Origin of the sequence: Sinorhizobium fredii USDA 205, assembly GCF_001461695.1 — a bacterium.
GTDB lineage: Bacteria > Pseudomonadota > Alphaproteobacteria > Rhizobiales > Rhizobiaceae > Sinorhizobium > Sinorhizobium fredii.
In genome coordinates, this window is the sequence record NZ_AUTC01000189.1 from 146,624 (window position 1) to 171,201 (window position 24,578).

Annotated in this window: 28 protein-coding genes and 1 pseudogene; 11 read left to right on the forward strand and 18 right to left on the reverse strand. The window is 62.2% G+C overall.

The features are described from left to right. Positions 1-158: 158 nt before the first annotated feature. Together N181_RS34190 and N181_RS27360 are read left to right on the forward strand one after the other, a co-directional pair. Entirely contained in the window at positions 159-299 is a 141-nt protein-coding gene (locus N181_RS34190) for a hypothetical protein (protein ID WP_167331210.1), read from the forward strand. A 128-nt stretch (positions 300-427) separates the two neighbouring features. Beyond that, positions 428-763: an MmcQ/YjbR family DNA-binding protein gene (locus N181_RS27360; RefSeq protein ID WP_037391277.1), complete on the forward strand. Its 336-nt coding sequence runs from the start codon at positions 428-430 to the stop codon at positions 761-763. Positions 764-771: 8 nt separating this feature from the next. Here N181_RS27360 and N181_RS27365 read toward each other — a convergent pair whose 3' ends face one another. Next, positions 772-1,239 carry a YcgN family cysteine cluster protein gene (locus tag N181_RS27365; protein WP_014327718.1) on the reverse strand — a complete coding sequence of 156 codons (468 nt, stop codon included), beginning with the start codon at positions 1,237-1,239 and terminating at the stop codon, positions 772-774. 144 nt (positions 1,240-1,383) lie between these two features. On the opposite strand from N181_RS27365, the gene N181_RS27370 reads away from it, so the two are divergent. The 3 genes from N181_RS27370 to N181_RS27380 all read left to right on the forward strand — a co-directional run bounded on the left by N181_RS27370 (position 1,384) and on the right by N181_RS27380 (position 4,923). After that, on the forward strand, positions 1,384-3,591 hold the full coding sequence (locus N181_RS27370) for a transglycosylase domain-containing protein (protein WP_014327717.1): 2,208 nt from the start codon (positions 1,384-1,386) through the stop codon (positions 3,589-3,591). A 203-nt stretch (positions 3,592-3,794) separates the two neighbouring features. Beyond that, complete coding sequence (locus tag N181_RS27375; RefSeq protein WP_014327716.1) at positions 3,795-4,382, forward strand: DUF1214 domain-containing protein; 588 nt, start codon at positions 3,795-3,797, stop codon at positions 4,380-4,382. Continuing rightward, positions 4,375-4,923: a DUF1254 domain-containing protein gene (locus N181_RS27380; RefSeq protein WP_014327715.1), complete on the forward strand. Its 549-nt coding sequence runs from the start codon at positions 4,375-4,377 to the stop codon at positions 4,921-4,923. Before N181_RS27375 ends, N181_RS27380 begins: the two co-directional genes overlap by 8 nt. A 90-nt stretch (positions 4,924-5,013) precedes the next feature. Here the strand turns inward: N181_RS27380 and N181_RS34195 are convergent, their stop codons facing one another. The 3 genes from N181_RS34195 to N181_RS27390 form a co-directional block, all read right to left on the reverse strand. Next, entirely contained in the window at positions 5,014-5,184 is a 171-nt protein-coding gene (locus N181_RS34195) for a hypothetical protein (protein WP_014327714.1), read from the reverse strand. A gap of 287 nt (positions 5,185-5,471) precedes the next feature. Beyond that, on the reverse strand, positions 5,472-5,756 hold the full coding sequence (locus tag N181_RS27385; RefSeq protein WP_014327713.1) for a lipocalin/fatty-acid binding family protein: 285 nt from the start codon (positions 5,754-5,756) through the stop codon (positions 5,472-5,474). A gap of 284 nt (positions 5,757-6,040) precedes the next feature. Continuing rightward, positions 6,041-6,826 (reverse strand): SH3 domain-containing protein, encoded by a 786-nt coding sequence (locus N181_RS27390; RefSeq protein ID WP_014327712.1) that lies wholly within the window; start codon positions 6,824-6,826, stop codon positions 6,041-6,043. 268 nt (positions 6,827-7,094) lie between these two features. On the opposite strand from N181_RS27390, the gene N181_RS27395 reads away from it, so the two are divergent. Then, entirely contained in the window at positions 7,095-8,174 is a 1,080-nt protein-coding gene (locus N181_RS27395) for a DUF2336 domain-containing protein (protein ID WP_037391296.1), read from the forward strand. Between the two features lie 35 nt (positions 8,175-8,209). Here N181_RS27395 and N181_RS27400 read toward each other — a convergent pair whose 3' ends face one another. The 3 genes from N181_RS27400 to N181_RS27410 all read right to left on the reverse strand — a co-directional run bounded on the left by N181_RS27400 (position 8,210) and on the right by N181_RS27410 (position 11,178). Further along, on the reverse strand, positions 8,210-8,566 hold the full coding sequence (locus N181_RS27400) for a DUF1491 family protein (RefSeq protein WP_014327710.1): 357 nt from the start codon (positions 8,564-8,566) through the stop codon (positions 8,210-8,212). 82 nt (positions 8,567-8,648) lie between these two features. Further along, on the reverse strand, positions 8,649-9,629 hold the full coding sequence (locus N181_RS27405) for a peptidoglycan-binding domain-containing protein (protein ID WP_014327709.1): 981 nt from the start codon (positions 9,627-9,629) through the stop codon (positions 8,649-8,651). Then, the gene (locus N181_RS27410; protein ID WP_037391278.1) at positions 9,601-11,178 is read right to left on the reverse strand and encodes a sensor histidine kinase; all 1,578 of its coding nucleotides are present in this window, start codon (positions 11,176-11,178) and stop codon (positions 9,601-9,603) included. The genes N181_RS27405 and N181_RS27410 overlap by 29 nt, the downstream gene beginning before the upstream one ends. Positions 11,179-11,780: 602 nt before the next feature. Here N181_RS27410 and N181_RS27415 point away from each other — a divergent pair. Continuing rightward, positions 11,781-12,215: a DUF5330 domain-containing protein gene (locus N181_RS27415; RefSeq protein WP_037391281.1), complete on the forward strand. Its 435-nt coding sequence runs from the start codon at positions 11,781-11,783 to the stop codon at positions 12,213-12,215. 245 nt (positions 12,216-12,460) lie between these two features. Further along, the gene (locus tag N181_RS27420; protein WP_014327706.1) at positions 12,461-12,883 is read left to right on the forward strand and encodes a SufE family protein; all 423 of its coding nucleotides are present in this window, start codon (positions 12,461-12,463) and stop codon (positions 12,881-12,883) included. 267 nt (positions 12,884-13,150) lie between these two features. Here the strand turns inward: N181_RS27420 and mucR are convergent, their stop codons facing one another. From mucR to N181_RS27455, 8 genes and pseudogenes are all read right to left on the reverse strand, one after another. Next, positions 13,151-13,582, reverse strand: coding sequence for an exopolysaccharide biosynthesis transcriptional regulator MucR (gene mucR / locus N181_RS27425; protein WP_014327705.1), 432 nt, complete (start codon positions 13,580-13,582; stop codon positions 13,151-13,153). A gap of 405 nt (positions 13,583-13,987) precedes the next feature. Further along, complete coding sequence (gene mnhG, locus N181_RS27430; RefSeq protein WP_037391282.1) at positions 13,988-14,347, reverse strand: monovalent cation/H(+) antiporter subunit G; 360 nt, start codon at positions 14,345-14,347, stop codon at positions 13,988-13,990. Beyond that, positions 14,347-14,724, reverse strand: a complete 378-nt coding sequence (locus tag N181_RS27435; protein WP_014327703.1) for a cation:proton antiporter — start codon at positions 14,722-14,724, stop codon at positions 14,347-14,349. Before N181_RS27435 ends, mnhG begins: the two co-directional genes overlap by 1 nt. Next, on the reverse strand, positions 14,721-15,197 hold the full coding sequence (locus tag N181_RS27440) for a Na+/H+ antiporter subunit E (protein ID WP_014327702.1): 477 nt from the start codon (positions 15,195-15,197) through the stop codon (positions 14,721-14,723). Before N181_RS27440 ends, N181_RS27435 begins: the two co-directional genes overlap by 4 nt. Then, positions 15,194-16,753, reverse strand: coding sequence for a Na+/H+ antiporter subunit D (locus N181_RS27445; RefSeq protein WP_080577211.1), 1,560 nt, complete (start codon positions 16,751-16,753; stop codon positions 15,194-15,196). The genes N181_RS27440 and N181_RS27445 overlap by 4 nt, the downstream gene beginning before the upstream one ends. 7 nt (positions 16,754-16,760) lie before the next feature. Further along, complete coding sequence (locus tag N181_RS27450) at positions 16,761-17,138, reverse strand: Na+/H+ antiporter subunit C (protein ID WP_037391284.1); 378 nt, start codon at positions 17,136-17,138, stop codon at positions 16,761-16,763. Further along, positions 17,138-17,556 (reverse strand): annotated as a pseudogene (locus N181_RS32530) (Na(+)/H(+) antiporter subunit B). Before N181_RS32530 ends, N181_RS27450 begins: the two are co-directional and overlap by 1 nt. After that, positions 17,553-19,928 carry a putative monovalent cation/H+ antiporter subunit A gene (locus N181_RS27455; protein ID WP_037391287.1) on the reverse strand — a complete coding sequence of 792 codons (2,376 nt, stop codon included), beginning with the start codon at positions 19,926-19,928 and terminating at the stop codon, positions 17,553-17,555. The pseudogene N181_RS32530 and the gene N181_RS27455 overlap by 4 nt, the downstream one beginning before the upstream one ends. Positions 19,929-20,278: 350 nt before the next feature. Between N181_RS27455 and msrB the strand changes: the two genes are divergently transcribed. Both msrB and N181_RS27465 read left to right on the forward strand, forming a co-directional pair. Continuing rightward, complete coding sequence (gene msrB / locus N181_RS27460) at positions 20,279-20,686, forward strand: peptide-methionine (R)-S-oxide reductase MsrB (protein ID WP_037391288.1); 408 nt, start codon at positions 20,279-20,281, stop codon at positions 20,684-20,686. Between the two features lie 285 nt (positions 20,687-20,971). Further along, on the forward strand, positions 20,972-21,466 hold the full coding sequence (locus tag N181_RS27465) for a hypothetical protein (RefSeq protein ID WP_037391290.1): 495 nt from the start codon (positions 20,972-20,974) through the stop codon (positions 21,464-21,466). Positions 21,467-21,492: 26 nt separating this feature from the next. On the opposite strand, the gene trhA is transcribed toward N181_RS27465, so the two are convergent. From trhA to N181_RS27480, 3 genes are all read right to left on the reverse strand, one after another. After that, positions 21,493-22,155, reverse strand: a complete 663-nt coding sequence (gene trhA, locus N181_RS27470) for a PAQR family membrane homeostasis protein TrhA (protein ID WP_037391292.1) — start codon at positions 22,153-22,155, stop codon at positions 21,493-21,495. Between the two features lie 275 nt (positions 22,156-22,430). Further along, the gene (locus N181_RS27475) at positions 22,431-22,775 is read right to left on the reverse strand and encodes a TraR/DksA family transcriptional regulator (protein ID WP_014327695.1); all 345 of its coding nucleotides are present in this window, start codon (positions 22,773-22,775) and stop codon (positions 22,431-22,433) included. Between the two features lie 58 nt (positions 22,776-22,833). Continuing rightward, positions 22,834-23,256 carry a universal stress protein gene (locus N181_RS27480; RefSeq protein WP_014327694.1) on the reverse strand — a complete coding sequence of 141 codons (423 nt, stop codon included), beginning with the start codon at positions 23,254-23,256 and terminating at the stop codon, positions 22,834-22,836. A gap of 363 nt (positions 23,257-23,619) precedes the next feature. Here N181_RS27480 and N181_RS27485 point away from each other — a divergent pair, with 363 nt between their 5' ends. After that, positions 23,620-24,507 carry a VOC family protein gene (locus N181_RS27485; RefSeq protein ID WP_014327693.1) on the forward strand — a complete coding sequence of 296 codons (888 nt, stop codon included), beginning with the start codon at positions 23,620-23,622 and terminating at the stop codon, positions 24,505-24,507. Positions 24,508-24,578 lie beyond the last annotated feature (71 nt).

The window sequence follows — 24,578 nt, forward strand, 5'->3', positions numbered from 1 at the left end:
CGTCCTCCAGTCGTCAGCATTCCTCTATGTGTGGATGAGCGAAAATTAATCGATTTAAAGATTTTTCAATCGTTTAAATAGTTTAACCAGCTGATTTACAAAGCATTTACGTTATGAAATGGTCCGCCCATCCCAACCGTCTCGCATAGGAGGACCGGATGCAGACACTCGCGAACAAGCCGCCCGTATCGCCGCAGTCCAGGATTCCACAGTCGCTGCTCGACCGTTTCGAGAGCGAGTGGCGTGAAATGCGCGTGGCCAGCGAAACTGCTCAAAAGCCCGTTTTGCCCGCTGAGTAACTTCTGCTTCTCGGCAATCATCCGCCGAGAGTTGGCGGTCTCCACCCATCGACAGCACTCATTTCGCGCCGCCGCCGGATGGCTGGCGGGGTTTTTGTCAATTGCCGATTTCGTGCTACTCTTTTCGGATGCTAACCGAAGAGATCGAAAAGCTGGCGCTTAGCCTTCCCGGAACGCAGGAAAACGCCCATTTCGGAACGCGCGACTTCCGCGTGGGCAAGCGCATCTTCATGACCCTGCCCGAGGCGGGCCGCGCCGTCTTCAAGCTGACACCCGATCAGCAGCGCATGCTGCTCGAAATGGAGCCCGGCGTCTGTGCCGCCGTTCCCGGCGGCTGGGGTGCGCGCGGCTGGACATCGCTCTATTTCGTCGACGCCGACGAGGAGTTCATCCGCCAGTCGCTGGAGACGGCCTGGAGAAATGCCGCCCCGAAGAGCCTAGTACGGAAAAACGGCGGCCACTGACGACCGCGCTACTCGGCCGGTTCGAGGCCCACTTCCAGGGGCCAGGTAACCAGATAATCCTCATAGTCTTCGATTTCGATGCCGTCCTCGGCGATAGTGCGTCCGCGCACCGAGATTCCAGCAGCATGCACCGTCTCCGGATCGCCGGAGACGAGCGGGTGCCACCAGTAAAGGTCGCGTCCCTCGGCGACCAGGCGATAGCCGCAGGTCGGCGGCAGCCAGCTTATCTCCCGCACCGCCTTTGGGGTCAGCTGGACGCAGTCGGGCACGGTCGCCTGTCGATTTTCGTAATCCTTGCAGCGACAGTTCTCGCCGTCGAGCAGCGTGCAGCGGATCGAGGTCCAGGCGATTTCGCCCGTGTCCCAATCCTCCAGCTTGTTGAGGCAACAGAGCCCGCAGCCGTCGCAGAGGCTTTCCCACTCGGCGTTGCTCATTTCGTCGAGGCTCTTCATTTTCCAGAAAGGCATTTCGCCCATCACGTCACACTTTCGTCACTTCCACGTCGACATGGACAGTTTGCAGAAAATTGCCGGTTTTTTAAGGCCGGCGGCGCGATATGCAAGTAGATTGGATTTTCGCGCCGTGCAAATATCCTCGTCTAGGCAAGGAAGCTTCGGGATATGAACGCCGTGCAGGAACCGAGGAAAGAGGAAAACCGGCCGAAGAAGCGACACTTCTTTCTGCGGATCGATTCCTGGATCGATTCGACGGTGTGGAATGCCGGATTCCGCCTGGCGGAATGGTGGGAAGACACCACCATCTTCTTCCGTCGCTTTCGCATGCGCGGCTGGAAGAAGGCGCTCTTCGAGGTGCTCGGCGAAGGGATGACCTGGGGCACCGCCGGCTCCGTGCTGATGCTTGCGCTGGCGCTCCCGGCCTTCGAGGAAACCAAGGGCAATTGGCGGGCGCAAAGCGACTTCGCCGTCACCTTTCTCGATCGCTATGGCAACGAGATCGGCCATCGCGGCATCATCCACGAGGATTCGGTTCCGATCGACGAACTCCCGGATCACCTGATCAAGGCGGTCCTGGCGACGGAGGACCGCCGTTTCTTTGACCATTGGGGCATCGACTTCCTCGGCCTGTCTCGCGCGATGACGGAAAACGCCCGCGCCGGCGGCGTCGTTCAGGGCGGCTCCACGCTCACGCAGCAGCTTGCCAAGAACCTGTTCCTCTCCAACGAGCGGACGATCGAGCGCAAGATCAAGGAAGCTTTTCTCGCCGTCTGGCTCGAATCCAATCTCTCGAAGAAGGAAATCCTCCGCCTCTATCTCGATCGCGCCTATATGGGCGGAGGCACGTTCGGTGCGGCCGCGGCGGCCCAGTTCTACTTCGGCAAGGCGATCACCGACGTCGACCTCGCCGAGTCCGCCATGCTGGCCGGGCTGTTCAAGGCCCCGGCGCGATACGCGCCGCACGTCAACCTGCCGGCGGCGCGCGCCCGCGCCAACGAGGTGCTGTCCAATCTCGTCCAGGGTGGCCTGATGACCGAGGGCCAGGTGCTCGCCGCCCGCCTCAATCCGGCGACCATCATCGATCGCGCCCAGGTCAAGGCACCGGACTTTTTCCTCGACTGGGCCTTCGATGAGGTGCAGCGCATTGCCGCCCCCTTCGCGCAGCATTCGCTCATCGTCAGAACGACGATCGACATGGGGCTGCAGCAGGCGGCGGAAGAATCGATCGAATCGAGCCTCCGGCAATATGGTGAAAGCTACAAGGTGAAGCAGGGCGCTCTGGTCATGATCGAGAACGGCGGTGCCGTGCGCTCCATGGTCGGCGGTCGCGACTACGGCGAAAGCCAGTTCAACCGCGCCACCCGCGCGCTCCGCCAGCCCGGCTCATCCTTCAAGGTCTATACCTATGCAGCGGCCATGGAGAAAGGCATGACGCCGGAGACAGTCGTCGTCGACGCGCCGATCACCTGGCGCGGCTGGTCGCCGCAGAACTACGCCCGCAAGTATGCCGGCCGCGTCACTTTGATGAACGCGCTGGCGAGGTCGATCAACACTGTTCCGGTCCGTCTCGCCAAGGACAAGCTCGGCACGGACGTTATCGCCCAAACGGCAAAAAGGATGGGCGTAGAAACGCCGATCCGCACCGACAAGACCATGCCGCTCGGCACGTCCGAAGTGACCGTGCTCGATCAGGCAACCGCCTATGCCGTCTTTCCCGCCGGAGGATTGGAGTCCCGCCGCCACGGCATCAGCCAGATCCTGAACTATGACGGCGACATCCTCTACGATTTCGGCCGCGACGCGCCGCCGGCGCGACGGGTTCTGAGCGAGCAGGCCATCTCGTCGATGAACCGAATCCTCACCCAAATCCCGGTCATCGGAACCGGTCGCAGGGCCGCGCTGAGCAACGGGATCGTCACGGGCGGCAAGACGGGAACGACGCAAGCCTATCGCGACGCCTGGTTCGTCGGCTTCACCGGCGACTACACGACGGCCGTCTGGTTCGGCAACGACGACTACACGTCCACCGAAGAGATGACCGGTGGCTCCCTGCCGGCGATGACCTTCAAACGGCTGATGGACTATGCCGAACAGGGCATCGAGCACCGGGCAATCCCGGGCATCGAGGCTCCGCCGGCCGAAACGCCAAAGGAGCCGGAGGCCGTTGCGGAGCCGGATGAGAACGCCTTGCCACCGCTCGTCCGACCCCGATCGCTGTCCGCCGACGTAACCCGACTCCTGAAGTCGATCGGCAAAACGTTCGAACAGGCGTCCCCGCTGAAACCCAGGGAAAAGGGCGGCGGCCGGGTGGCGGTGCTCGAACCTGAGGAAACGCCAGCGATGCCTCGGGTGACAAATGCCGCGAAGAATTGACTTCGCCACGACAAATCCGTTCTCTGGCGGCCTGCAGCGCCGTGCGTCTTACCAGACGCACAGAGGTGGCTGCAGCACTTTGAATTGCTGCATGTTTTTGCCCTTGAATCGGCTACGATTAAAGGAAACATGCAGTGACCATCGCCGCACAATCGATTCACTGCCGGCAGGATAAACGAGACATCATTCGATAGAGCCCGCCTTTGTTCCGCGTTCCCTTCCTTGTCGCCCTCGCACTCATCGTCGCCTTCGGCGGCGGCATTACGTCGGCCATATGGGCCCTGAAGGCGACCGTCGGCTTCGGATCGATCGCGATCGGCCCTTGGATTGCCTTCCCCGAGGCGCAAACCGTCGCGGCTGACCCTTATGCAAAGGCGCACCGCGCTCGCGTCGGGGACCTGCTCTATGGCGGCGCAGAAGGATTGAAGTTCACGGCCGCCACCGACGATACCGGTGCGCGCCTTTCAGCCGCCTGCTCCTATGACATTTCCGGGATGACGCCCCCGGCCCGTTTCTGGACGCTCTATACCGCAACCACAGACGGCGCGACGCTGCGACCGGGAGCCGAAATACCTGCGGCGATCAACTCGTGGACGGTACTGCGCGCCAAGGACAGCAGCTTCGTCATTCACGCCTCACCGATGGCACAGCGGGACAACTGGCTCGCCATCCGCCACACGGGAAACTTCCAGCTCGTCCTGACCCTGCTCGATACGCCGACGGCCGGCTCCTCCGGACTGATCGACCTCGCCATGCCGAAGATCGTCAAGACGGGGTGCGGGAATGCGTAGGGTCCTGTTCACCTTCCTCGTCGGGCTCGTCGGCGCCGCTCTCCTTCACATCGTCATCGTCCTCGCCCTGCCGCAGTTCACCGGCCGCGACGCCTATACGCGTGTCCTCGGCCTGCTCGAAATGGACAGTTTCTTTCCGCTCGCGGCCGAGCCGGGTCCGACAGGGCTGGACAATAGCGACCCCTTCCTGCGCACCGCCGTCTGCAGCTTCTCGGTCGCGGATGGGCCGGCACGTTTCATCGCCCGTGGTGACGTGCCTTTCTGGTCGCTGTCGATCTTCGACAGCGGGTCGAACGAAGTTTTCAGCATGAACGACCAGACTGCCGTCAACGGCGATCTCGATCTCGTCGTCGCCACACCGATCCAATTGGTGGAGCTCCGCAAGTCGCCACCGGAGGCGCTCGCCCAATCGATCATGATCGAGATGAAGGATGAAGAGGGTTATGCCGTCCTGCGCGCCCTGGCGCCGCTCGACAGTTTCGAGGAGCAGGTCCGCGACTTCCTGACGGAATCGAGCTGCGCGCCGTTCCGGCGCCAATGATGAGAATGTCGGGAGTTGAAGGGACGAACGAACCGTGCAGCGCCGAGCCTCAGAGAACCCGCGGCATGTGAGCCGGTTACGCCGGTTCGGCTACTGCTTCTTGACCTGCCGTCCCGTCGGGGCGTTCGGCTGCGGGCCACGCCCGTCGAGACGCTCGTAACGGATGCCCGTAAAGAACAACACCTTGGCGCTTCCCGCGGCGACGGGACGCCGTCGCGGCATCTTCACCTTGCGGTCCTGCAATCTGATTACGTCTGCCATGCTCGTCTCCAAACTTCAATGAGACGGATGAACACAGATTTCACCCTGCCCGATTGCGGGCTGGCGCATTTCCGGAAAACCCGGACAGACGCGCCGTTCTCAACTTACTCCTTCTTCCGGTTACCCGGATCTCCAGTTTCGATGCACATCAGATGCGAACCAATAATAGCCCGCCCGCTTCGATTGAGCCATAGCCCGGTTGACCATATCTTAATCCAGACCACGACGTCTTAACCAAGCGCAATTGCCATTTCTGGTGGTATTTAGAATGCGCGCCGATGGAGCCTTCAGCGTCTCGCAAACAGGCCGACTAGGAACGCGACCCCCGCGACGGTCAGCAGCGTCGAAATCGGGTCATCGCGGACACGCTCCCTGAGCCGTTCCGTCATCAGTTCCGCCTCCCCCTGTACGACCGCCTTGGCGCCGCTGCCGATAGCCGAAACCGTCTCCGTCAGCCGGACGATCTCAGTCCTCAACTCCGCGACCTGGGCCTGCAATTCCATCTGGGTGTCTGCCGCAGTCTTTTCGATCTCCATATCGGCACCCACCGCTGCCAGCTTCTTTTCCGCCATTGTCTCCGCTCCTTGCCTGTCGCGCGAAATCAACGCGTCGAAAAGGGATTGGTTCCCGCGAAGTTTCGCCTACTGCATGTCTCCTTAAATCGACCTCGATTTAAGGACAAAGAGATGCAGCAATTCAAAGTGCTACAGCGACCTTTGCGCGCCAAGGCGCGCGGCGCTGTAGGCGGACAAGAAAAAGGGCGGGCGGCAAAACCGCCGCCCGCCGTCCGGCAACCGTAGTCGGATTAGCCGCCATCACGGGTGCGACGCGCCGCTCCCGCAGAAGGCGTCGCATGTCAGTCGTTTTCACAGGCGAAATCGTTGAAAACGCACTTCGGAACCGTTCTGACTTCCCCGTCCCGCCGCAGTTCACGGAGTTGGCGCGCCCGCTCTTCCTTGCGAGCTCCTTGGTAGTTCTCGGCGGAACCGCCTTCCCGTCGTCCGTCGTCGCGGCGGTCCCGCCACTCCGGACGCTCGCGTTCCCGCTCCCGCTGCCACTGCTGGCGTTCTCTCGCCTCTTGCCGTTCTCTCGCCCGCTCACGGTCTCTGGCCTGTTGGCGTTCCCATTGTCGGCGATCCTGCTCGCGCTCCCATTCGCCGTCGTCCGTCGCCTGGCGGCGCCGCCAATCCCGGCGCTCCTCTTCGCGGCGCCAATTCCGGTCGCGTTCTTCGGCCCAATCGGGCCCGCGCCGCCAGCGATCGCGCTCACGATAGAAATCGCGTCCCCGATAGTTGCGGTCCCAATAACGATCGAACTCGAAGACGACCGTCGGGATTCCGAGCGGCCGGTAGTATTCCGGTTCCACATAGACCCGATTGCTGCGATAGAGGGCCTGCACATATTGCCCGGCCACCCATCCGCGGCCGTCATAGAAGGAAACGTCGCACCAGGGCCGGTCGGCCAGGCATCCGTGGATTTCCACCGATTCACCTACCGGGATAATGGTGACGGCGGGGTAGCGGGTGCTCGGGCCCGAACGCATGTTGACATTGGCGGTGGCAAAACCCTCCGCAGCTTCGGCAACGAACGGCATGAGCGCGAGCGCACAAACGGCCGCCGCGCGCAAGAATGCTTTCCTCACAGATACTTCTCCCATCGGCAGGGCGTTAGCCCTGTTCCTTGCCTTCGGCGGGCAAATCGCCCTTCACCGTCGAAAGTAGGAATAGGGCGGCATGTGGAGTTTTTAAGGCTAGCTCTTAAGGTCGGCGTGATGGCGACCCCTGGCAATCATCCGTCACGCGGATGCCGCAAGCCTGAATAAAGCCTCAAGGTCCATAGTTAATGCTACGCTAACGATTTCGATCTATTTTTTGAGACGTGTGCCGTTCCGAGCCGTCGGCTATGGCGTCATGCTTTTGCATCTGGGATTTGTCGTGACAAACCGGTTTCGTGAGTTGGAAAGGCCGCAGACGGGCCGGCTGAAGGACGTCGTGCTGATGGCGACCGTCACCGGCTTCGAGAGCCTTCGCGTCCCGCGCAAGTCCGACCTGAAACAGTTCGCCGAGCTTTTCGAACCGCTTTTCCTCAGTTCCAGCAACGAAGCGCGCCGGCAGGCGGCCGCCGCCCTGTCGCAATGCGGCCATGTGCCCGAATCGGTTGCTTTGCTGATCGGCAGCATGCCGATCTCGATCGCCGCCATCTTTCTGACCCGGTCGAAAGCGATCCCAGACCGGACGCTGCTGTCGATCCTCCGCCAGCAAGGCCCCGCCCACGCCAACGCGATCGCGCACCGGGAGAACCTTTCGCCGTCGGTCGTCGAGGCCCTTGTCGAGCACCATCAGTTCACCGCCGCGGGACCTCGCAGCGATGTGCCTCAGCCCGACACGGCCGCGTCGCCTCCAGCGGCCGCTACCGACGACCACCCCTCATCCGAACGTGCGGCCCGCGAAAACAAGCTGCGCGAGGACATCAGGGCGCTGGCGCGTGCCGGCTCCAAGCTTCTCTACGACGGGCCACGCCTCCAGCCGATCGACGAGTTGCATCAGGCCCTGCTCATGCGGTTCGCCCGCAGTGGCGAAGCCGTGCTCTTCGCGACGGCTCTTGCCGACGCCCTGGGAGCCAGCCCCGCACTTGCCGAAAGAATCCTCCTGGATGTTTCCGGCCAACAGCTCGCCGTTACACTTTTGGCGCTCGACTTTCCCGACCGGGATCTTGTCCCCTTGCTTCTGGCTCTTTACCCGGATCTTTCCGACAGGCTCGGCTCAGGCAATCGTGCCGAGGCGCTGATCAGGAGCATCGAACGCAGGGCGAGCGTGGAACGTGTCGAATCCTGGCTGCGCGCTGATGGACAAGGAGCAGCGAGGCCGGTCCGGCACGAAGCCCACCTCGCAGAGAATCGACCATCCGATGCACGTCGGCAGGAGATTCGTACCACGGCGTCGCCCACTGCAAACGCGGCGCAATCCAAGCGAAACTTCGGGCGAAACTGACAGTCCGTCCGCCCGGGCACCTCCGGTACTTGCACTCAACGACCGGCGCCAGTGTCCGTAACGACCTCCAGTAGATCGCTGCAATCGTCGAGTTCGATCTCGACGATCCAGCAATCGGGGTCGAAGCGGATTTCCGACGAGAGAGCGCCATCGATAGTTTCTGCCTCCGCGTCGCGCAGCCGGACTTCGAACTTGCGGATACTATCGCCGTCCTCCTCGAAGAAGCTCTGCGGCGCCGGCGCATAGAGTGTCTCAGTCCCGAGGCGGGTGCGGTGGCGAATGAAGATCGCTCCTGCCTCTTCCGCTCCCTTGCGCAGCACTGCCACGTAGCCCCCGCTCGCGAAAACGCGGCGCAGGAGCGAGGCGACGAAGATGTGGGTTTTCACACGCATTCGAGGCAGATACACGCGCACTGGTCGATATGCAAATGACCGCACGGGTGGCTGCAAATCGCACAGCCTCTCGGTCTTTGCCTTAGAGCGCGCCGATTTCCTTCAACTTCTCGAGAACCTTGCCATTCGGTTCGCCGGTCTGCGGCAGCCGGTAGTGTTTCTCGAAATGGCGGATCGCCGCCCGTGTCTGATCGCCGGCGACGCCGTCGACGACGATATCGGCGTAAGCGAGATTGCTCAGCCCCTTCTGAATATTCATGACCAGTTCGTTCGATACGGGGACCTCGGCACGCGGAATGAGCGTTGCATCCCCTTCCGCGGTGCGGATTGCGGCGGCGACGGGATCGACTTCGGCCGGCGTCGATTTCGGATCGGAATAGGGGCGATTGGCCGGCGCTGCAACGGCCGTTTCGAAACCTTTCGCCGCCCGGAGCACCTGAAGGAGATTGGGGCTGGCCATGCCGGTCTCCCTGCGACCGGCTTGCTGTTCGAAGCGAAGAATGGCGGATGCGGTCTTTGGGCCGCTGCGGCCGTCCGGCGTGGCGTCGTAAAGGCCGAGCCGGGCAAGTTCTTTCTGGACGTCGGCGACAAGGGCCGACGGCAGGGCAGCGCCGCCGTCCGATACGGTCTCCGTCAGCCGCGGCGGCTGTTGCTCGGACAATTCCCCTTGCGCGGCGGCTGCGTCCTTGACCTGGTCCGTCTTGGTCGCGCCTTCGCGCTCGATGACGAAGGTCGTCACCTTGCGCGGCTCGACGGCCTCGCCATTGGCGGCGGCCAAGCGCTCGGCGACCTCGGGGCCTACCAGCGGAACTCGGGTGCGCAAAAGCGGCGAGGGATGATTGCCATGCTGATACCACATAGCGTTCGCTGCGACGAAGCTGAAGACAACGGCGAAGGCCGTCAACCCGCCGGCTCCGACCGGATGGTGCGCAATCAACCGGCCGGCAAGCACGGCGCAACGTCCGAGGCCCTGGCCCGCGAGCGCCAATCCGCGCAATGCGATGCCCTGCCGCGGCCGCCCGCCCCGTTTGCGCTCAGGCTGTTTTCGCTTGCGCGGCGTCATGTCGCCTTTCCCTGACTGTTCCGGCCTTGACTGTTCCGGCCTCTGTCTGCACTGGCAAATCGACCGCCTTTTCGTCGCGCTCCTTCAATCGCGGCGGAAACTCCACTGTCCCGCGCGTGCTCATCGGGCTCTGCTCGTCAATCCCGGCACCGTCCCGCGGGAGGGTAACCACCACCACCGTCCCCTCGCCTTCCGAACTGCGGATCGAAATCCCGCCGCTATGCAATTCGACGAGCCCCTTGACCAGCGACAAGCCGAGACCGGTGCCCTCATAGCGGCGCGTATAGTCATTTTGAATCTGGACGAAAGGTTGGCCGAGCATTTCCAGCTTATCCTCGGCAATACCGATACCGGTATCGCTGACGGTCAACTTCAGCATCGTACCGTCGACTTCCGCATCGACGGTGACAAGGCCGCCCTTGTCCGTGAACTTCACGGCATTGCCGACGAGATTGATGAGGATCTGTTGGACGGCGCGCTGATCGGCGTTGATTTCACCCACCGAGCGCGTCACGCGGCTGGTGAGCCTCACACCCTTTTCGCGCGCCTGATGCGACAGCATCGCTTCGCAGGCGGCGATTGCATCGGCGACTCGGAAGGGCTCGGGCACCAGTTCGTAGCGGCCGGCTTCGATCTTGCTCACGTCGAGCATCGTATTGACGACGGAGAGCAGATGCGTGCCGGAGCGGTGAATCAACGAAACATATTCGCGCTGCCGGTCATTCTCCAGCTTGCCGAAATACTCTCCGGCAAGAACATCCGAAAAGCCGAGAATGGCATTGAGCGGCGTGCGCAACTCATGGCTGACCGCGGCCAGGAACCGCGTCTTGGCATCGTTGGCCGATTCCGCATGCGCCGCCTTGGCGGCGGCTTCCGCCCGCAAGCGGGCCTCGGTCGAGACGTCGCACGATTGGGCGACGATTGCCATCAGGCGTCCCTCGGCATCGCGAACGGGAGTCATCTCGCATCGCATGTGCACGAATTGCGCGCCATCGGCGGAAACCGACAGGCGCTCGAGGCGAATGTCGACCGCCGAGCACGCGCCGCCCTGGCGCAACGCATCGATCGCCTTCAGGAAGCTGATGCGGTCGGACACATAAATCTGTTCGATAAATCCGCGTCCGCGGGGGTCGCGCATCGACTTCAGGTGATCGGCGGCATCGCGACCGTGAACGGACAGCACCTGCCCACGCGGATCATGAACCGTGACAAGGCCGGCGAAAATATCATAGGCCGCAGAAAGATCAGGCAGATCGCTCCCGCTCGACGGCTCCGTCGTCGCGAACGCCGGCACGATGCGGCACGCTGCAAGGCTAGCGGCCGCGGCCAGCAAAGAGGCCGACGCCCAGAGCGCCGTCCCCGCCGGCAGTGCCACGGACACCGGCAGGACCGCAGACAGGGCGAGCGGCACGATCGGCAGCGCAGTCAAAGAGACGGCAGCTACGGTGCGCAGCCGTCTGAAATCATGGCGTTGCGCAGAGTCATCCGGACGGCGCGGCAACCACGCTGCGGCGGCTTCATCCACGCGGGATGCCCATATGCCAGCCATGTTACGCAATACACTCACGCCTTGCCCTGCCACCTTTATTGTTTTTGCGAGGCTGACCCACGGTCCTTGCATGTTTCGCAAGCGGTAGATCGGACCGCCTCGTGATGGTCCGAATCTCGCACTCCCGACTTAATGAAAGAATAAGCGCGGCCCCCGCGCGGGCAGGCGAAATGGCCGAAAATTCCCATTTCGACGCAGTTCGGGTGAGCTTCGTCTCTTGTGGTTAACGCGGCGTAAGCGGCGGATTTTGGTGGATTTTCTGCTTCCTGTTAACAATTTGGGCGGAACGCGTCGGCCGCGGTGTCGAGCGGCGCGGGCCTGGCGGCACCCCGCTTGCCACGAACCTTAACGGCGGTCGCTAAAATGCCCGACAAGTGCCCGCCGGGCATGCCAGATTCGTCCAGTTCGTTAAAATTTGAAACGAATCCCTGCATTTCTGGAAAACCCGTCTTGTGATTCCCGTTCTACTGTCGCTCACAGGACGGGCCCAGAGCACGGCAACATTGCCACTGGGAACGAGACAACTAAGGCGTAGGCATGCCGAGGACATCAAATCCGGCTCAAAGACCGGAGGCGGCGGCCTGACAGAGGATGGGCAGAACATGTGGTTTCTCGTAAAGGCGACCTTCTGGTTTTCGCTGGTGCTTGTGTTGCTGCCCTTCCTCGACCCCTCGAGCAGCGCCAAGCTTGAAAACGGACCGAAGATGGAGATCGGCGACACCTTCTCGGCTGCCAACGAGGCCTTCCAGTATGTCAGCGCGATCTGCATCCAGAAGCCGGACGTCTGCGAGAAAGGTGCCGAGACCTTCGTCGCTCTCGGCCACCGTGCCCGTGAGGGTGCCCGCATCGCCTATGAGTTCCTGGACAGCCAATTCGCCGAAACCGGGACCGGGACGCCCGACGCCAAGGTCATGACCGGCACCGTGCCTGCCGAGGACCTCTCGACCGTAGAGCCTGCCACCGAGGCCATGCCGGTATTCAAGCGTACGCCCGTGCCGGAAAAGCGCCTCGACCCCAAGGCGGCCGCGGCCAAGTAGGACAGTTTTGCCGGGAAAGCCTCAACTGCCGACTACGCGCCGCGAAGACGCTGTCCCTGGCGGCGGTTTTCTCGTATCGAGCCCTCAGCGGATTGAAATCTTTTCGGACGCCACGGGCTGTTCTCTTTGCGGCCCGCATCCCCTATATGAATGGATAAACGCAATCCTCGGCCTTTGCGGCCCGGGACGGAAGCAGGCGCCGGCGAGCGACAGTCGACCGCAAGAGCGCCACATTCGGATCAGCCATGGTTTCACTAGACCAGATCATCGACGACTTCGCCTTTCTCGACGAGTGGGAGGACCGCTACCGCTACGTGATTGAACTGGGCAAGAGCCTGCCGGAGATGCCGGAAGCCTCGAGGACCAGCGAGAACAAGGTTCAGGGCTGCGCCAGCCAGGTCTGGCTGGTGACCCATACGTCGGGTGATCGGGATGACCCGGTCCTGACCTTCGAGGGTGAATCGGACGCGCATATCGTCCGCGGTCTGGTGGCGATCGCGCTCGCGATCTTTTCGGGCAAGAGCGCCTCCGAGATCGCCAGGATCGACGCGCTCGACACTTTCGGCAGGATCGGCCTTATCGAGCACCTCTCGTCACAACGCGCCAATGGCCTGCGCTCGATGATCCGGAGAATCAAGGGCGAGGCCGAGACACGCCTGCCGGCGTGACCTCGTCGCACTACTGCATGTCTCCTTAAATCGATCTCGATTTAAGGAGACATGCAGTAATTCAAAGCGCTACAGCGACCTTTGCGCGCCTGATAAGGCGCGCGGCGCTGTAGTAGCGACACGCCGGCTGTCGATCGGACAGATCGCAGCGCCAAAAAGCCGGACTGAGACAGCCCGGCTTCCACTTAGACAACAGTACTCTGCCGCCATTCGGGCATGGGTTCACCGTGCCCGAGATTCGCCCGTCCGGTTGCCGGGCAGGTCCGTTTACTTGCCGCGACGCTTGCGACGCTGCCCAAGCCCCATTTCCTTGGCGAGACGCGAGCGGGCTTCCGCGTAAGCCGGCGCCACCATCGGATAGTCCGCAGGCAGATCCCACTTCTCGCGATACTCTTCCGGCGAGAGGTTGTGGTGGGTCATCAAATGGCGCTTCAGCGATTTGAACGTGCCACCGCACTCGAGGCAGGTGATCTGGTCATCCTGCACGGACTTGCGGACGGAGACCGCCGGCTTCGGCTTTTCGACCGGCACGATCACCGGCGCAGGAGCCGTCGTGTTGTTGAGCGCCGAATGGACATCGGCAATCAGCGTCGGCAGCTCGGCAACCGGAACCACGTGGTTGCTCACATAGGCGGCAACTATTTCCGCCGTCAGCTCAACCAGGAGTTCGTTGCTCGTACCGAGCGTATTCTCACTCATTTTTTTCTCCTATCGGAATCCAGCAACAAAGCCTGAAACGGGGTTTCAGGAGGGAGGATATGCAAATTGCCGCCGAACAGCGCTTTCCGCCTTGAACCTGAGCGATAGCCGTGCAACGGGAGCATTGCTCCGCCGCAACATCAAGGCTCGATTCGCGACAGCGAAACCCGTCACCAAGGTGCCGCACCCTTCGGCACCTCAAAGCAACGGAGAAGAATCACAACTCAAGCTGGAATTCCAGTTCAAAGTATTGATTACGACGACACTTTGCGGTTACTGGCTTAACACTGATCTGCAAAATGTCAAAACATAATTTTTGTCAGCGAGCAGCATATCTATTTCAGTTCACTAAAATTGTCCGCTGTGGCGGAATTGCCCCGAAATACAGAATCAGAAATGCCGCAATCAATGCCGTCGCGGCTCTTCCTTTTTTGGCAGCTGATCTATAACCGACAGCTTCGTCATCCTGTAACCCGCCTGATGTGCAGCCTTCGCCAGCAGATGGGCCGAAATCGGCGCCGTCAGCACCAGGAAAACGAAGCCGGCAAGTGCGCGGACGAAGATGGCGGGTTCGAGCGAATGCAGCCCGGCTGCGACCAGCAGCAGGCCGGAACCGACGGTGCCCGCTTTGGAGGCCGCGTGCATGCGCGTGTAAAGATCCGGGAAGCGCAGCAGACCTAGCGCCGCCAACAGCGAAAAGCTCGCGCCAACCACCATGATGATCGCGACCAGAAATGTGACGCCTCCAATGACGAGCGTGCCCATCAGCGCCCTCCCCGGCGTTTGCGGCGGGCTGTCTCGGGCACCCGGTCCCGCTTCAAAGCCGGTTTTGGTTTGGCTGCGCGTTCTGTCGGCAGCTCCGGTGCAAGGCCGCGTGTCAGGATGAAGCGCGCGAAGGCGACCGTCGCGAGGAAGCCGACAAGACCAAGGGCGATGCCGATGTCGATATAGAGGTTGAAGCCGGTCTTGATGGCGATGACCGCAATGAAACCGATCGCAATCGCGACCAGCATGTCGAGGCCCAGCACCCGATCCGGCAATGTCGGGCCGCGGATAACGCGCAGCACCGTCATCAGCAGGGCGAGAGACAGCAGCAGGAGCGCAAGGCTGGTCGCTGCGGCCAGAACCGGTTCAGGCGTCATCGCTCGAAAGCCTCCCGGATGCGCCGCTCGAAGCCGCGCGCAATGTCCTGCCGCAAGGCGCCCGGATCGGCGCAGTCGAGCGCGTGCACATAGAGGGTCTTGCGGTCCTCGGAAACGTCGACCGAAAGTGTGCCGGGCGTGAGCGTGATGAGGTTGGCGAGCAATGTAATCTCGAAATCACTCCTGAGGGTCAATGGATAGGCGAAGATACCGGGCTTCAGCCCCATCCGCGAGCGCAAGACAAGTATGGCGACTTTGACTGCCGAGACGGCAAGCTGCTTGAAAAACAGGGCGGTGAGCGCGGCCAGCCGCAACGGCCTGAGCGGATAGGTCACCGGTTGCAGCTCGCGCCGGATCAGCCACAGCGACAAAGCGCCAACAGCAAAGCCGAGCACGAGGTTCGCCGGCGTGAAACTGGCGCTGATGGCACCCCAAACGAGGGTGAAAATCAGATTGATCTGCAGGAATTTCATCGCGGCCCTCCTTCCGGGAAGACCGAATTCACGTAGGCCGACGGCTCGGCCAGGCCTGCTGCGGCGCGCTGGATTATCGCCAGGAGCGGCTCGGGATACAGGCCGATCAGCAAGGTCAGCCCGGTGAGCACCGCCAGGGGACCCAACAACGTCGGCGACAGCGACACCGCCCCACCGGCCGCCTGCGTCCCATCTCGCCAGAAAGCCAGCAGGAAAAGCCGGCCGGTGACAATCGTTGTCAGGAAGCCGGCGAGAAGGAACACCGCGACAAGCCACCAGGCGCCGATATCAAGCGCTGCCTTGACCAGCATGACCTTCGGCCAAAAGCCGGAAAAGGGTGGCAGTCCCGAGACGGCGAAGCATAACATCAGGGTGAGCGCGGCAAATCCGGCATGGCGGCGGTACAGGCCGGCGAGCGTGGCGATCGAGGCGCTCGCCCCGAGCCGCATGGCGATGCCGGAAGCGACGTAAAGGCCGGTCATCACGAGCATGGAATGCAGCGCATAGAAGATGGCACCCCCGACGCCGCCAGGTCCACCGACGGCAATACCGGCAAGCATCACGCCGATGCCGGAGACAATGAGGTAGCCGAGAATGCGGCGCAAATCTGTCTGCGCCAGAGCGCCAAGCACGCCGACGATCATCGTCAGCGCCCCAGCAACGGCGAGGAAGAAACTCAGTTCCTCCCTTTCTACCGGGAAAAGCATGACCATCACCCGCACCAAGGCGTAGACGCCGACCTTCGTCAGCAAGCCGCCGAAAAGCGCTGACACGACGACGCGGGGGGTATGGTAGGAGGCCGACAGCCAGAAATTCACGGGGAAGGCCGCCGCCTTCATGGCAAAGGCGAGCATGAACAGGCCCGCCAGCGTCACCAGCGGAGCGCTGTTGCGCAGGACGTCGGCCTTCCTGGCGATATCGGCCATGTTGAGCGTCCCGAACACGGCATAGAGATAGCCGGTCGCGATGAGGAACAGCGTCGTGCCGACGAGATTGAGAAACCCGTATTTCACCGTGCCGTCGATCTGCTCAGGCTCCGAGCCAAGGACGAGAAGGCCAAACGACGAAATCAGCAGGACCTCGAACCAGACATACAGGTTGAAGATGTCCCCGGTCAGGAAGGCTCCCGACACGCCGGCCATCAGCAACATCAGCAGCGGATAGAAGCCGTAGCGGCGACCACTGTCGTTGATATCGGTCAGCGAGAAGACGCCGGCGACGAGTGCGACAAGCGCTGCGGTGAAGGCGAACAGCGCCCCTGTCAGATCGGCGGTGAATGCGATGCCGAAGGGGGGCAGCCAGCGGCCCATCACCATGGTCAGCGGACCGTTCTCGACGACCGCCTTGAGCAGCAGCCCATCGATCAGCGCGAGCCCGGCAAGGCCGAGAATGGCAATCGTCGGATGAAGGCCGTTCGGGCGGCGCAGCATTACGAGGAGCGCACCGATCGCAAGGCACCAGGCGACCGGCAGGATCACCAGCCAGGCGGCCGCCGTCGGCGGCGCATGGACGAGCGCAGCGGAAAGGTCGGCGGATGGGGAGATCGAGGCAGCCATGATGCGGTCAATATCCAAGTGGCGGGACAGGCTCGTCCACCGGTTCGGCAACGCGCATTTCGTCCGTGTTGTCGGTCGCGAGATCGCTATAGGCGCGCCAGGAAAGAACGAGCAGGAAGGCGAAGAAGGAAAAGGAAATGACGATCGCCGTCAGGATCAGCGCCTGGGGAAGCGCGTTGGCGGCCGGAGCAGCGAGCGCGTCGGCACCTTCGGGTATGACCGGCGGCACGTCGCGCGTCAGCCGGCCCCCCGTGAAGATCAGCAGGTTCACCGCATTGCCGAGGACTGCGACGCCCAAGAGCATGCGGATGATGAATTTCGAAAGCATGAGGTAGACGGCAACGCTGAAGAAGATACCGACGAGCAAGGCAAACCAGGCCTCCATCACTCCCCTCCCCGCTCTTCGAGCGACAGCGCGACGAACTGATGGCGCCCACCACGACCAGGTAAACGCCAGCATCGAACAGGAAGGGGGTGGAGAGCGGAATCTCGACGCCGAGAATGGCCGGATAGATCCAAAGCCCGGTCATGAACGGGACCCCTGCGAAGATCGAGATCAGGCCAGCAAGCGTCGCCGTGAAGAGCCCGGCTCCGGCGATTGCCATTGGATGAAAGAAGATGGCCCGCCTGACAGTCTCGACACCGTGTGCCATGCCATAAATCGCCAAGGCCGAAACGGCGATCAGGCCGCCGATGAAGCCGCCGCCTGGCTCGTTGTGGCCGCGCAGCAGCACGAAGATGGAGAACAGCACCATCAGGCTCGTGAGGACCGGGGCGACCGTGCGGAAGATCACCGACTTCATGCCCGTTCCTCCGCCCCACTTTCATCCGCGACAAGCTCCGCAACCGCGGCGCGCTGGAGCGAACCGGCCCTGAGCCGCACCAGCGCCAGGATCGCAAGGCCGGTCGTCATCACCACGGCAATTTCGCCGAGCGTGTCCGTGGCGCGGAAATCGACGATGATGACGTTGACGACGTTCGCCCCGTGCGCAATCGATTTCGAATAGAGGTTGAAGAACGCCGTCAGCGTATTGTCGAAGGGCACCGCCGTGACCCTCAGCAGGAACAGGCCGAAGCCGAGGCCGCAGCCAAGCGCTATCGCAGCGTCGCGGAGTTTCTCCGGGGGCGGCCGGTGGTCGGCGGGCGAGAGCTGCAGACGGGTCATCACCAGAGCCAGCACGACGACCGACAGGGTTTCGATCATGAATTGCGTGAAGGACAGGTCCGGCGCGCCGTAGAGAAGGTAGATCATGGCGACGGCGAAACCTTGAATACCGAGCGAGACGATCGCAGTCAGCCGGTCGGAGGCAGCCACAACGGCGAAGAGCCCTGCGACGGCGATCGCCATGATCGCAAGCTCGTGCGCCGGGACGTCCGCCGAGAAGAAGGGGGCGCGCGGGAACTCGCCGTAGCGGAACGGCATCACGAGAAGCACAAGGGCGACGAGGGCGAACGTGACGGTCATGTAGACATCGAGGCGGCCGCCTTGCAGCCGCCGCGTCAAGGCGACCGAAAAGCGCACCAGGCCGCGCATGAATTGGTCGAAGCCCCGATCCGGCCCCCAGCCGATATCGAAGAGGATTGCCGTCATCGCGGCACGCAAGCGGGCAAGATGGACGTAGAAGACGACGCCGAGCGCCACCGTCAAGGCGGAAAGAACGAGCGGCAGACCCACATGCGGCGCGAGCGTTATCGCGACCGTCCTTGCCTCGCCGGCGATTGCCGAGGCTGTGGGCGACGAGATCAACCGATGGGCGAAACCGGACATGAGCGCGGCGCAAAGGCCGTCCAGCGCGAGCACGGCGGGGCCGATCCAAAGAAGCAGCGGCGCCTCATGGGCGTGCTTCGGCGTGCTCACCCGCGGCCCCAGGAAGGGTTTCAGCGCGACGGCGAAGGCGGCGGCAAACATCAGGGCGTTGCCCAGGAGGGTCAGCATCGCGAAGAGCACGGAGCGCAGATCGAATGTGGCGAAGGCGGCGTAAAGCTCCTCCTTCGCGAGGAACCCGAAGAAGGGTGGCAGGCCGCCCATCGACAGAGCCGCGGCAAGCGCGACGGCAAAGGTCAGCGGCATCGCCGAGCGCAGGCCGCCGAGCCTCGAAAGGTCGCGCGAGCCGGTCTCGTGGTCGAGGATACCGGCCACCATGAACAGCGCGCCCTTGAACAGGGCATGTGCCACGAGATAGAGCGCCGCCGCTTCGACCGCGTGTGGCGAGCCGAGCCCAATCAACATCACCAGCAAGCCGAGCGACGCGACGGTCGTATAGGCCAGCATCAGTTTCAGATCGGTCTCGCGCACCGCCAGAGCCGCACCGATCACCAGAGTCGCGACGCCGAAGAGCGGCAGCAGGAGCTGCCATTCCGGCGTTCCGCCAAGCACCGGGTTGAGGCGCATCAACAGATAGACACCCGCCTTCACCATCGTCGCCGAATGCAGATAGGCCGAAACCGGGGTCGGCGCCTCCATGGCATTCGGCAGCCAGAAGTGAAACGGAAACTGCGCCGACTTGGTGAAGGCGCCGCCGAGAACCAGCAGCAACGCCGCCAGATAGAAGGGGCTTTCCTTCAACTCGGAACCGAAAGAGAGAAGCAGCGAAAGCTGCGTAACACCGCTGACGTTCCAAAGGATCAGCAGCCCGGCGAGCAGCAGGAGACCGCCTCCCCCGGTCACGACCAGCGCCTGCAGCGCGGCGCGGCGCGCAGCCTCGCGGCCGTGGTCGAAGCCGATCAGCAGGAAGGAGGTGATAGACGTCAGTTCCCAGAAGACGAAGAGCATCAGGAAACTGTCGGATACGACGAGCCCCTGCATCGACCCCATGAACATCAGGATGAACGAGAAGAACCGGCCCTGTTGCGGGTGACCCTTCAGATAGCCGCCCGAATAGAGAATTATGAGCGCCCCGATACCGGAAATCAGCAGCACGAAGGTGAGCGACAAACCATCGATCAGCCAGGAAAAGCTCACATTGAAGGATGGTATCCACGCATAGCCGCCGGTCACGATTTCGCCGCTCGCGACGTCCGGAAGGAAGCGCAGGAAATGCAAGAAGATCGTCGCAGGAGCAAGGGCCAGAACCCACGCGGCATTCTGCCCGAACAAGCGCGTCAGGGCCGGAGCAACAAGGGCCGCAGCGAAGGGAAGAGCCAGCGCCAGAAATGTCAGGGCCGAGACATCCATCGCCTTGGTAAGCTCCTTCCCGATTTGATCATCCGGTCAATTTGATATCGGACATAGAAGAAGGGCCGGTTCGCCTCAAGAGAAATCGGCGCGACCTTCAGTCATGCGCGCGGCAATACTGTGCAAAGTCCAACAAAAGCGCCGCTACAGCGCCGCGCGCCTTATCAGGCGCGCAAAGGTCGCTGCAGCACTTCGAATTGCTGCATGTCTTTCTCCTTAGATCGAGGTCGATTTAAGGAGACATGCAGTAGCGACCGGCCGTTGATAGAGCGTCCGGCTGCCGTTTCCCTGTTTGCCGGCGTGCGGTCTCGTTCCTATATAATCGCCGCAATCGAGAAGGAGCTTTGACGATGGCCGAGGCCGAAGCGCGGAAAGTGCAGAAGACCGACGAGGAGTGGCGGACACAGCTGACACCGGAGCAATACCGGGTGACGCGCGAACAGGGCACGGAACGCCCCTTCACCGGTCCGTTCCTCAACGAGAAGCGACTCGGCACCTATAGCTGCGTCTGCTGCGGCCGGGCGCTCTTCCGCTCCGACACGAAATTCGATTCCGGCTGCGGCTGGCCGAGTTATTTCGCTCCGATCGATGAACACGCCATTGCCGAATATGTCGATCGATCGCATTTCATGGTGCGGACAGAAATCCGCTGCGCCAACTGCGACGCCCATCTCGGCCATGTCTTCCCCGACGGCCCGCCGCCGACGGGTTTGCGTTACTGTCTGAACGGCACGGCAATGACCTTCGAGGAAGATTGAGAAGACGCGCCTCTGTTCCGCGGGGAACAGATAAGGTGTCGCGGCAGGACTATCGAATTCGTGTTGAACTTGGAGTTCCCGAGGGGGCCGACAGGCACTGCAAGGGGCCTTTACGCGCCCCGCAAAACGCGCGACTCTCTACTGCATGTTTCCTTAGATCCGTAGCCGATTTAAGGATAAAAACATGCAGCAATCCAAAGTGCTACAGCGTCCTTTGTGCGTCTGAAAAGACGCACGGCGCTGTAAGGGAAAGCGGCAGGTAAGAAACCGAAGGATGCTCTGGGCATGCGCCGCGTCTTTTTGGCATTCGCTTTTCTCATTGGGCCCGCCCTGCCCGCTACGGCGCAGGACGATTGGCACCCCTATTCCAATCCCCGCTTTGGCTACACGGTCGAGATTCCGCCGGGTTTCGAGATGCACCAGCAGGCCGACAATAACGACGGCGTGAGTTTCCACGCCGATGACAATGGCGCAACGCTGACGGTGTTCGGCACTCACCCTCCGGCCGGCGATTTCGAGACCGACGTCGCCGACCGGATCGGCTACGAGAAAGACGACGACTGGAGGATCCTCTACTCGCGGGTGACACCCGCCTGGGCGAGCTTCTCGGGCGCTCGCGGCCGGGAAGTTTTCTATACACGGGCGATCGCGCTCTGCGACGGCAGCGCGGCCTATTTCCGGCTGCAATATCGCAAGTCGAAGCTGACGAGTTTCGACGGCGTCATCTCGCGCATGGCGGCGGCGCTGCGCCCCTCGGATGAATGCCAACCGCCTGAGTGAGGGGAAGGGCTTGCCGATCCCGCCGATCAGGCGGCGGCTGCACCGCTGATGCAGCTTAGCACGGCGGAATAGTGCACCGCCGAACCGGCTACGACGAAGCTGTGCCAGATGGCGTTCTGGAAGCGGAGCCGCTCCCAGACATGGAAGATGATACCGATCGAGTAGATCACGCCGCCAATGACGACGAGAATCAAGGTCGTTGTGTTGAGAGCCGCGAACAGGGACTTGGCGGCAAGAACGCCACCCCAGCCCATCGCCACGTAGAGAAGGATCGCCAACCGGTCGAATCGCCCCGGCAGAAGACATTTGATCGATATGCCGAGAAGGGCGACCGCCCAGATGCCGATCAGCATCGAAAAGAGGAACGGCTCATCCCAACCGCGCTGGAGAAAGGGCGTATAGGTTGCGGCGATCAGCACGAAGATGGCTGAATGGTCCAGGCGGCGCAGGAGCCACTTCGTCCGGCAGATGGGATAGAGATTGTAGAGGAACGATACCGACAAGGTGAGGATCAGCCCCGCCCCGTAGACCCCGGCCGCGACAAGCTGTCCGGAGGTGCTCCACACCGTCGCATAGAATATCAGGGCTGTGACGCCGACGAGCGCGGCGCAAAGGCCGATGCCGTGGACAATTCCGTCGGCGATCAGTTCCGACCGGTCATAGCTCCATTTGACCTCGCTGATATCCACGCGGCCCCTCCAGATCCCGCATCGTTTTCCGATGTCGGCACGTGTCCCCGGACTGACCTGGTCGAACCAATTCGCCCCCCCGTGGCCCCTTCCGACGGATCACTTCATCGTGCCACAGACTTCTTTGCCGGCAAAGCACCTGTTCGGAGCGAAAGGATCAAATTCTGCAACGTATTACAACAATTCTCGCTACGCCGCGGCGCCCTCCCATCTGTGAGGAATCAGCAATCACGGCTGAAGCCGAGAGCCTTGCACCCCAAGGCGAAATCGCGTCTTCATCTGGTTCGGGAGGCAACTTCCGCGGCGCAGGTCTGGCAGAGAGGCGCATGCGGCACCGCCCGCAATCTTTCCTGAGAGATGGGGTCCCCGCAGCGCGCGCAGATGCCGAATGTTCCGGCCGCAATCCGGTCGAGAGCCGCATCGATGGCGCGAATCTCGCCCTGGCCTGCGAGGCCCAGTCCCTCCAGCACCTCATCGTTTTCCCGTTCCGTGACGCGGTCCGGCACGTCGGCATTCATCGGCTGGTCCAGATCTTCCTCGATCTTCACCAGGCGGCCATAGAGTTCGTCCTTGCGGCGCAGAAGCTTTTCGCGAAAATCATCAAGCGCGTATTTGTCCATTGCGGGGGCTCCCTTGGGGTCGCGGCACAGCAAAGCCGCACCGCATTCTTCTTGTTGGCTAGCGATCGACGAGAACGGCGCAGGGGCAATGGCTGACCACGCGGCTGGCGGTCGAACCGATGAAATAATCGATCAGGCCCGGACGGTGTGACGCGATGATCACGAGGTCCGCGTTCTCTTCCTTGGCGAGCGCGTTGATGGTGCCGGCCGCCCCGCCGGTGCGGATTTCAACCCGACCATTGATGCCATGCTTGGTCTTCAGCCCCTCCAGCGTCCTGACCGCATGCCTGCGCGATTCCTCGATCATCTCGAGCGGGAAATCGACGATCATATAGCCCTGAGCGTAGGCGTTGAGATCCTCGACGACGTTGAGGAGGATGATCTCCCCTCCCTCGTCGATCAGCTTTTCGGCGATGCCGAGAACGGATTCGCCGTGTTCCAGCTGATCCATCGCGATCGGGACGATTATCTTCCTGTACATGCAGATACGCTCCTTTGACTTTATTCCCGGTCGCCGGCTGAGAAGCGAAGCGATCCTTCGCACCCGAGGGCGGGACGCGGACGGCGCGCCCTTCCGCCGTTTCTCGCCCTCTGGCCCGAAGTTGAGCGGAGACGACGATCCCGACCATGATCGAAATCAAATCGGTCACCATTCCCGCGCTCGCACCATCCATGATGAGGTAGAGCGACGTCCGCGACCGTCAACGTTCATCGAACACAACATCAAGTAATATAATAGCTTTCCCGGCCTCCTTCATGTCCTCATATTGGGCTACCGATCATGGCGTCCCGGCAGGATGAGCTCCGGGTGCACTTCCGAAAGGCGTAGCGCGAGGAAAAGACGATGCAATCGCAGCCTGTGACCAACCTTCCTGCCGATCACGCGGTGGCGATGCCCGCCTTTGTCGAGCGGGCGCATCTCGTCGTTCAGGATCTTCCGATGGTCTCTGCCTGGTATCAAAAGATGCTCGGCCTCACTCCGCTCGAAACGAGCGCAAGCGGAGAGACGCTGGGTGTCGCCGGCAGGCCTCTGTTGACGCTCACAGCGGACACGAATGCGGCACGGGCGCCACGCAACGCACCCGGCCTCTTCCACACGGCGTTCCTCGTGCCGGACCGCCGCGAACTGGGACGCTGGCTGGCCCACGCCGCGAATAACGGTATTCGCCTCCAGGGCGCATCCGACCACCTCGTCAGCGAAGCGATCTATCTCGCCGACCCGGAGGGCAACGGTATCGAGGTCTACCGCGATCGACCACGCAGCGAATGGCGTTATGAGTCGGACGGCGCAGTCGCCATGAACACCCTGCCGCTCGATCTGCAGTCGCTTTATGATGAAGCGCCGGAAGAGGGTTGGCGCGGCCTTGCGGACGGCACCGTGATCGGCCACATCCATCTGCAGGTCTCCGATATTCCGCAAGCGGACGCCTTCTTCCGTGACGTGCTGGGCCTCGACCTGATGGCGCGCTATCCGGGGGCGAGCTTCTTCGCCTCCGGGAAGTATCATCATCACGTCGCCGCCAATATCTGGAACTCGCGCGGTGCGGCGAAACGCCAGGCGACGATGACCGGCCTATCCGACTACACGATCCGTTTCCGGGAAGCCGACAGGTTCGCAACAGTGATCGGGAAGCTTGACGCACTCCAGATCCCCGTGCGTGAGGAAGGCGGCGTCCATCGCCTCACCGATCCATGGGGCATCGGTCTCAACCTTGCCGCGTCGGCGGCGTGATACCTGCCGCCACGACCATCACCACCCGCCGGCGCTTTCCGCTTGATCGCCGCTGCAGCGCTCTCTATCTC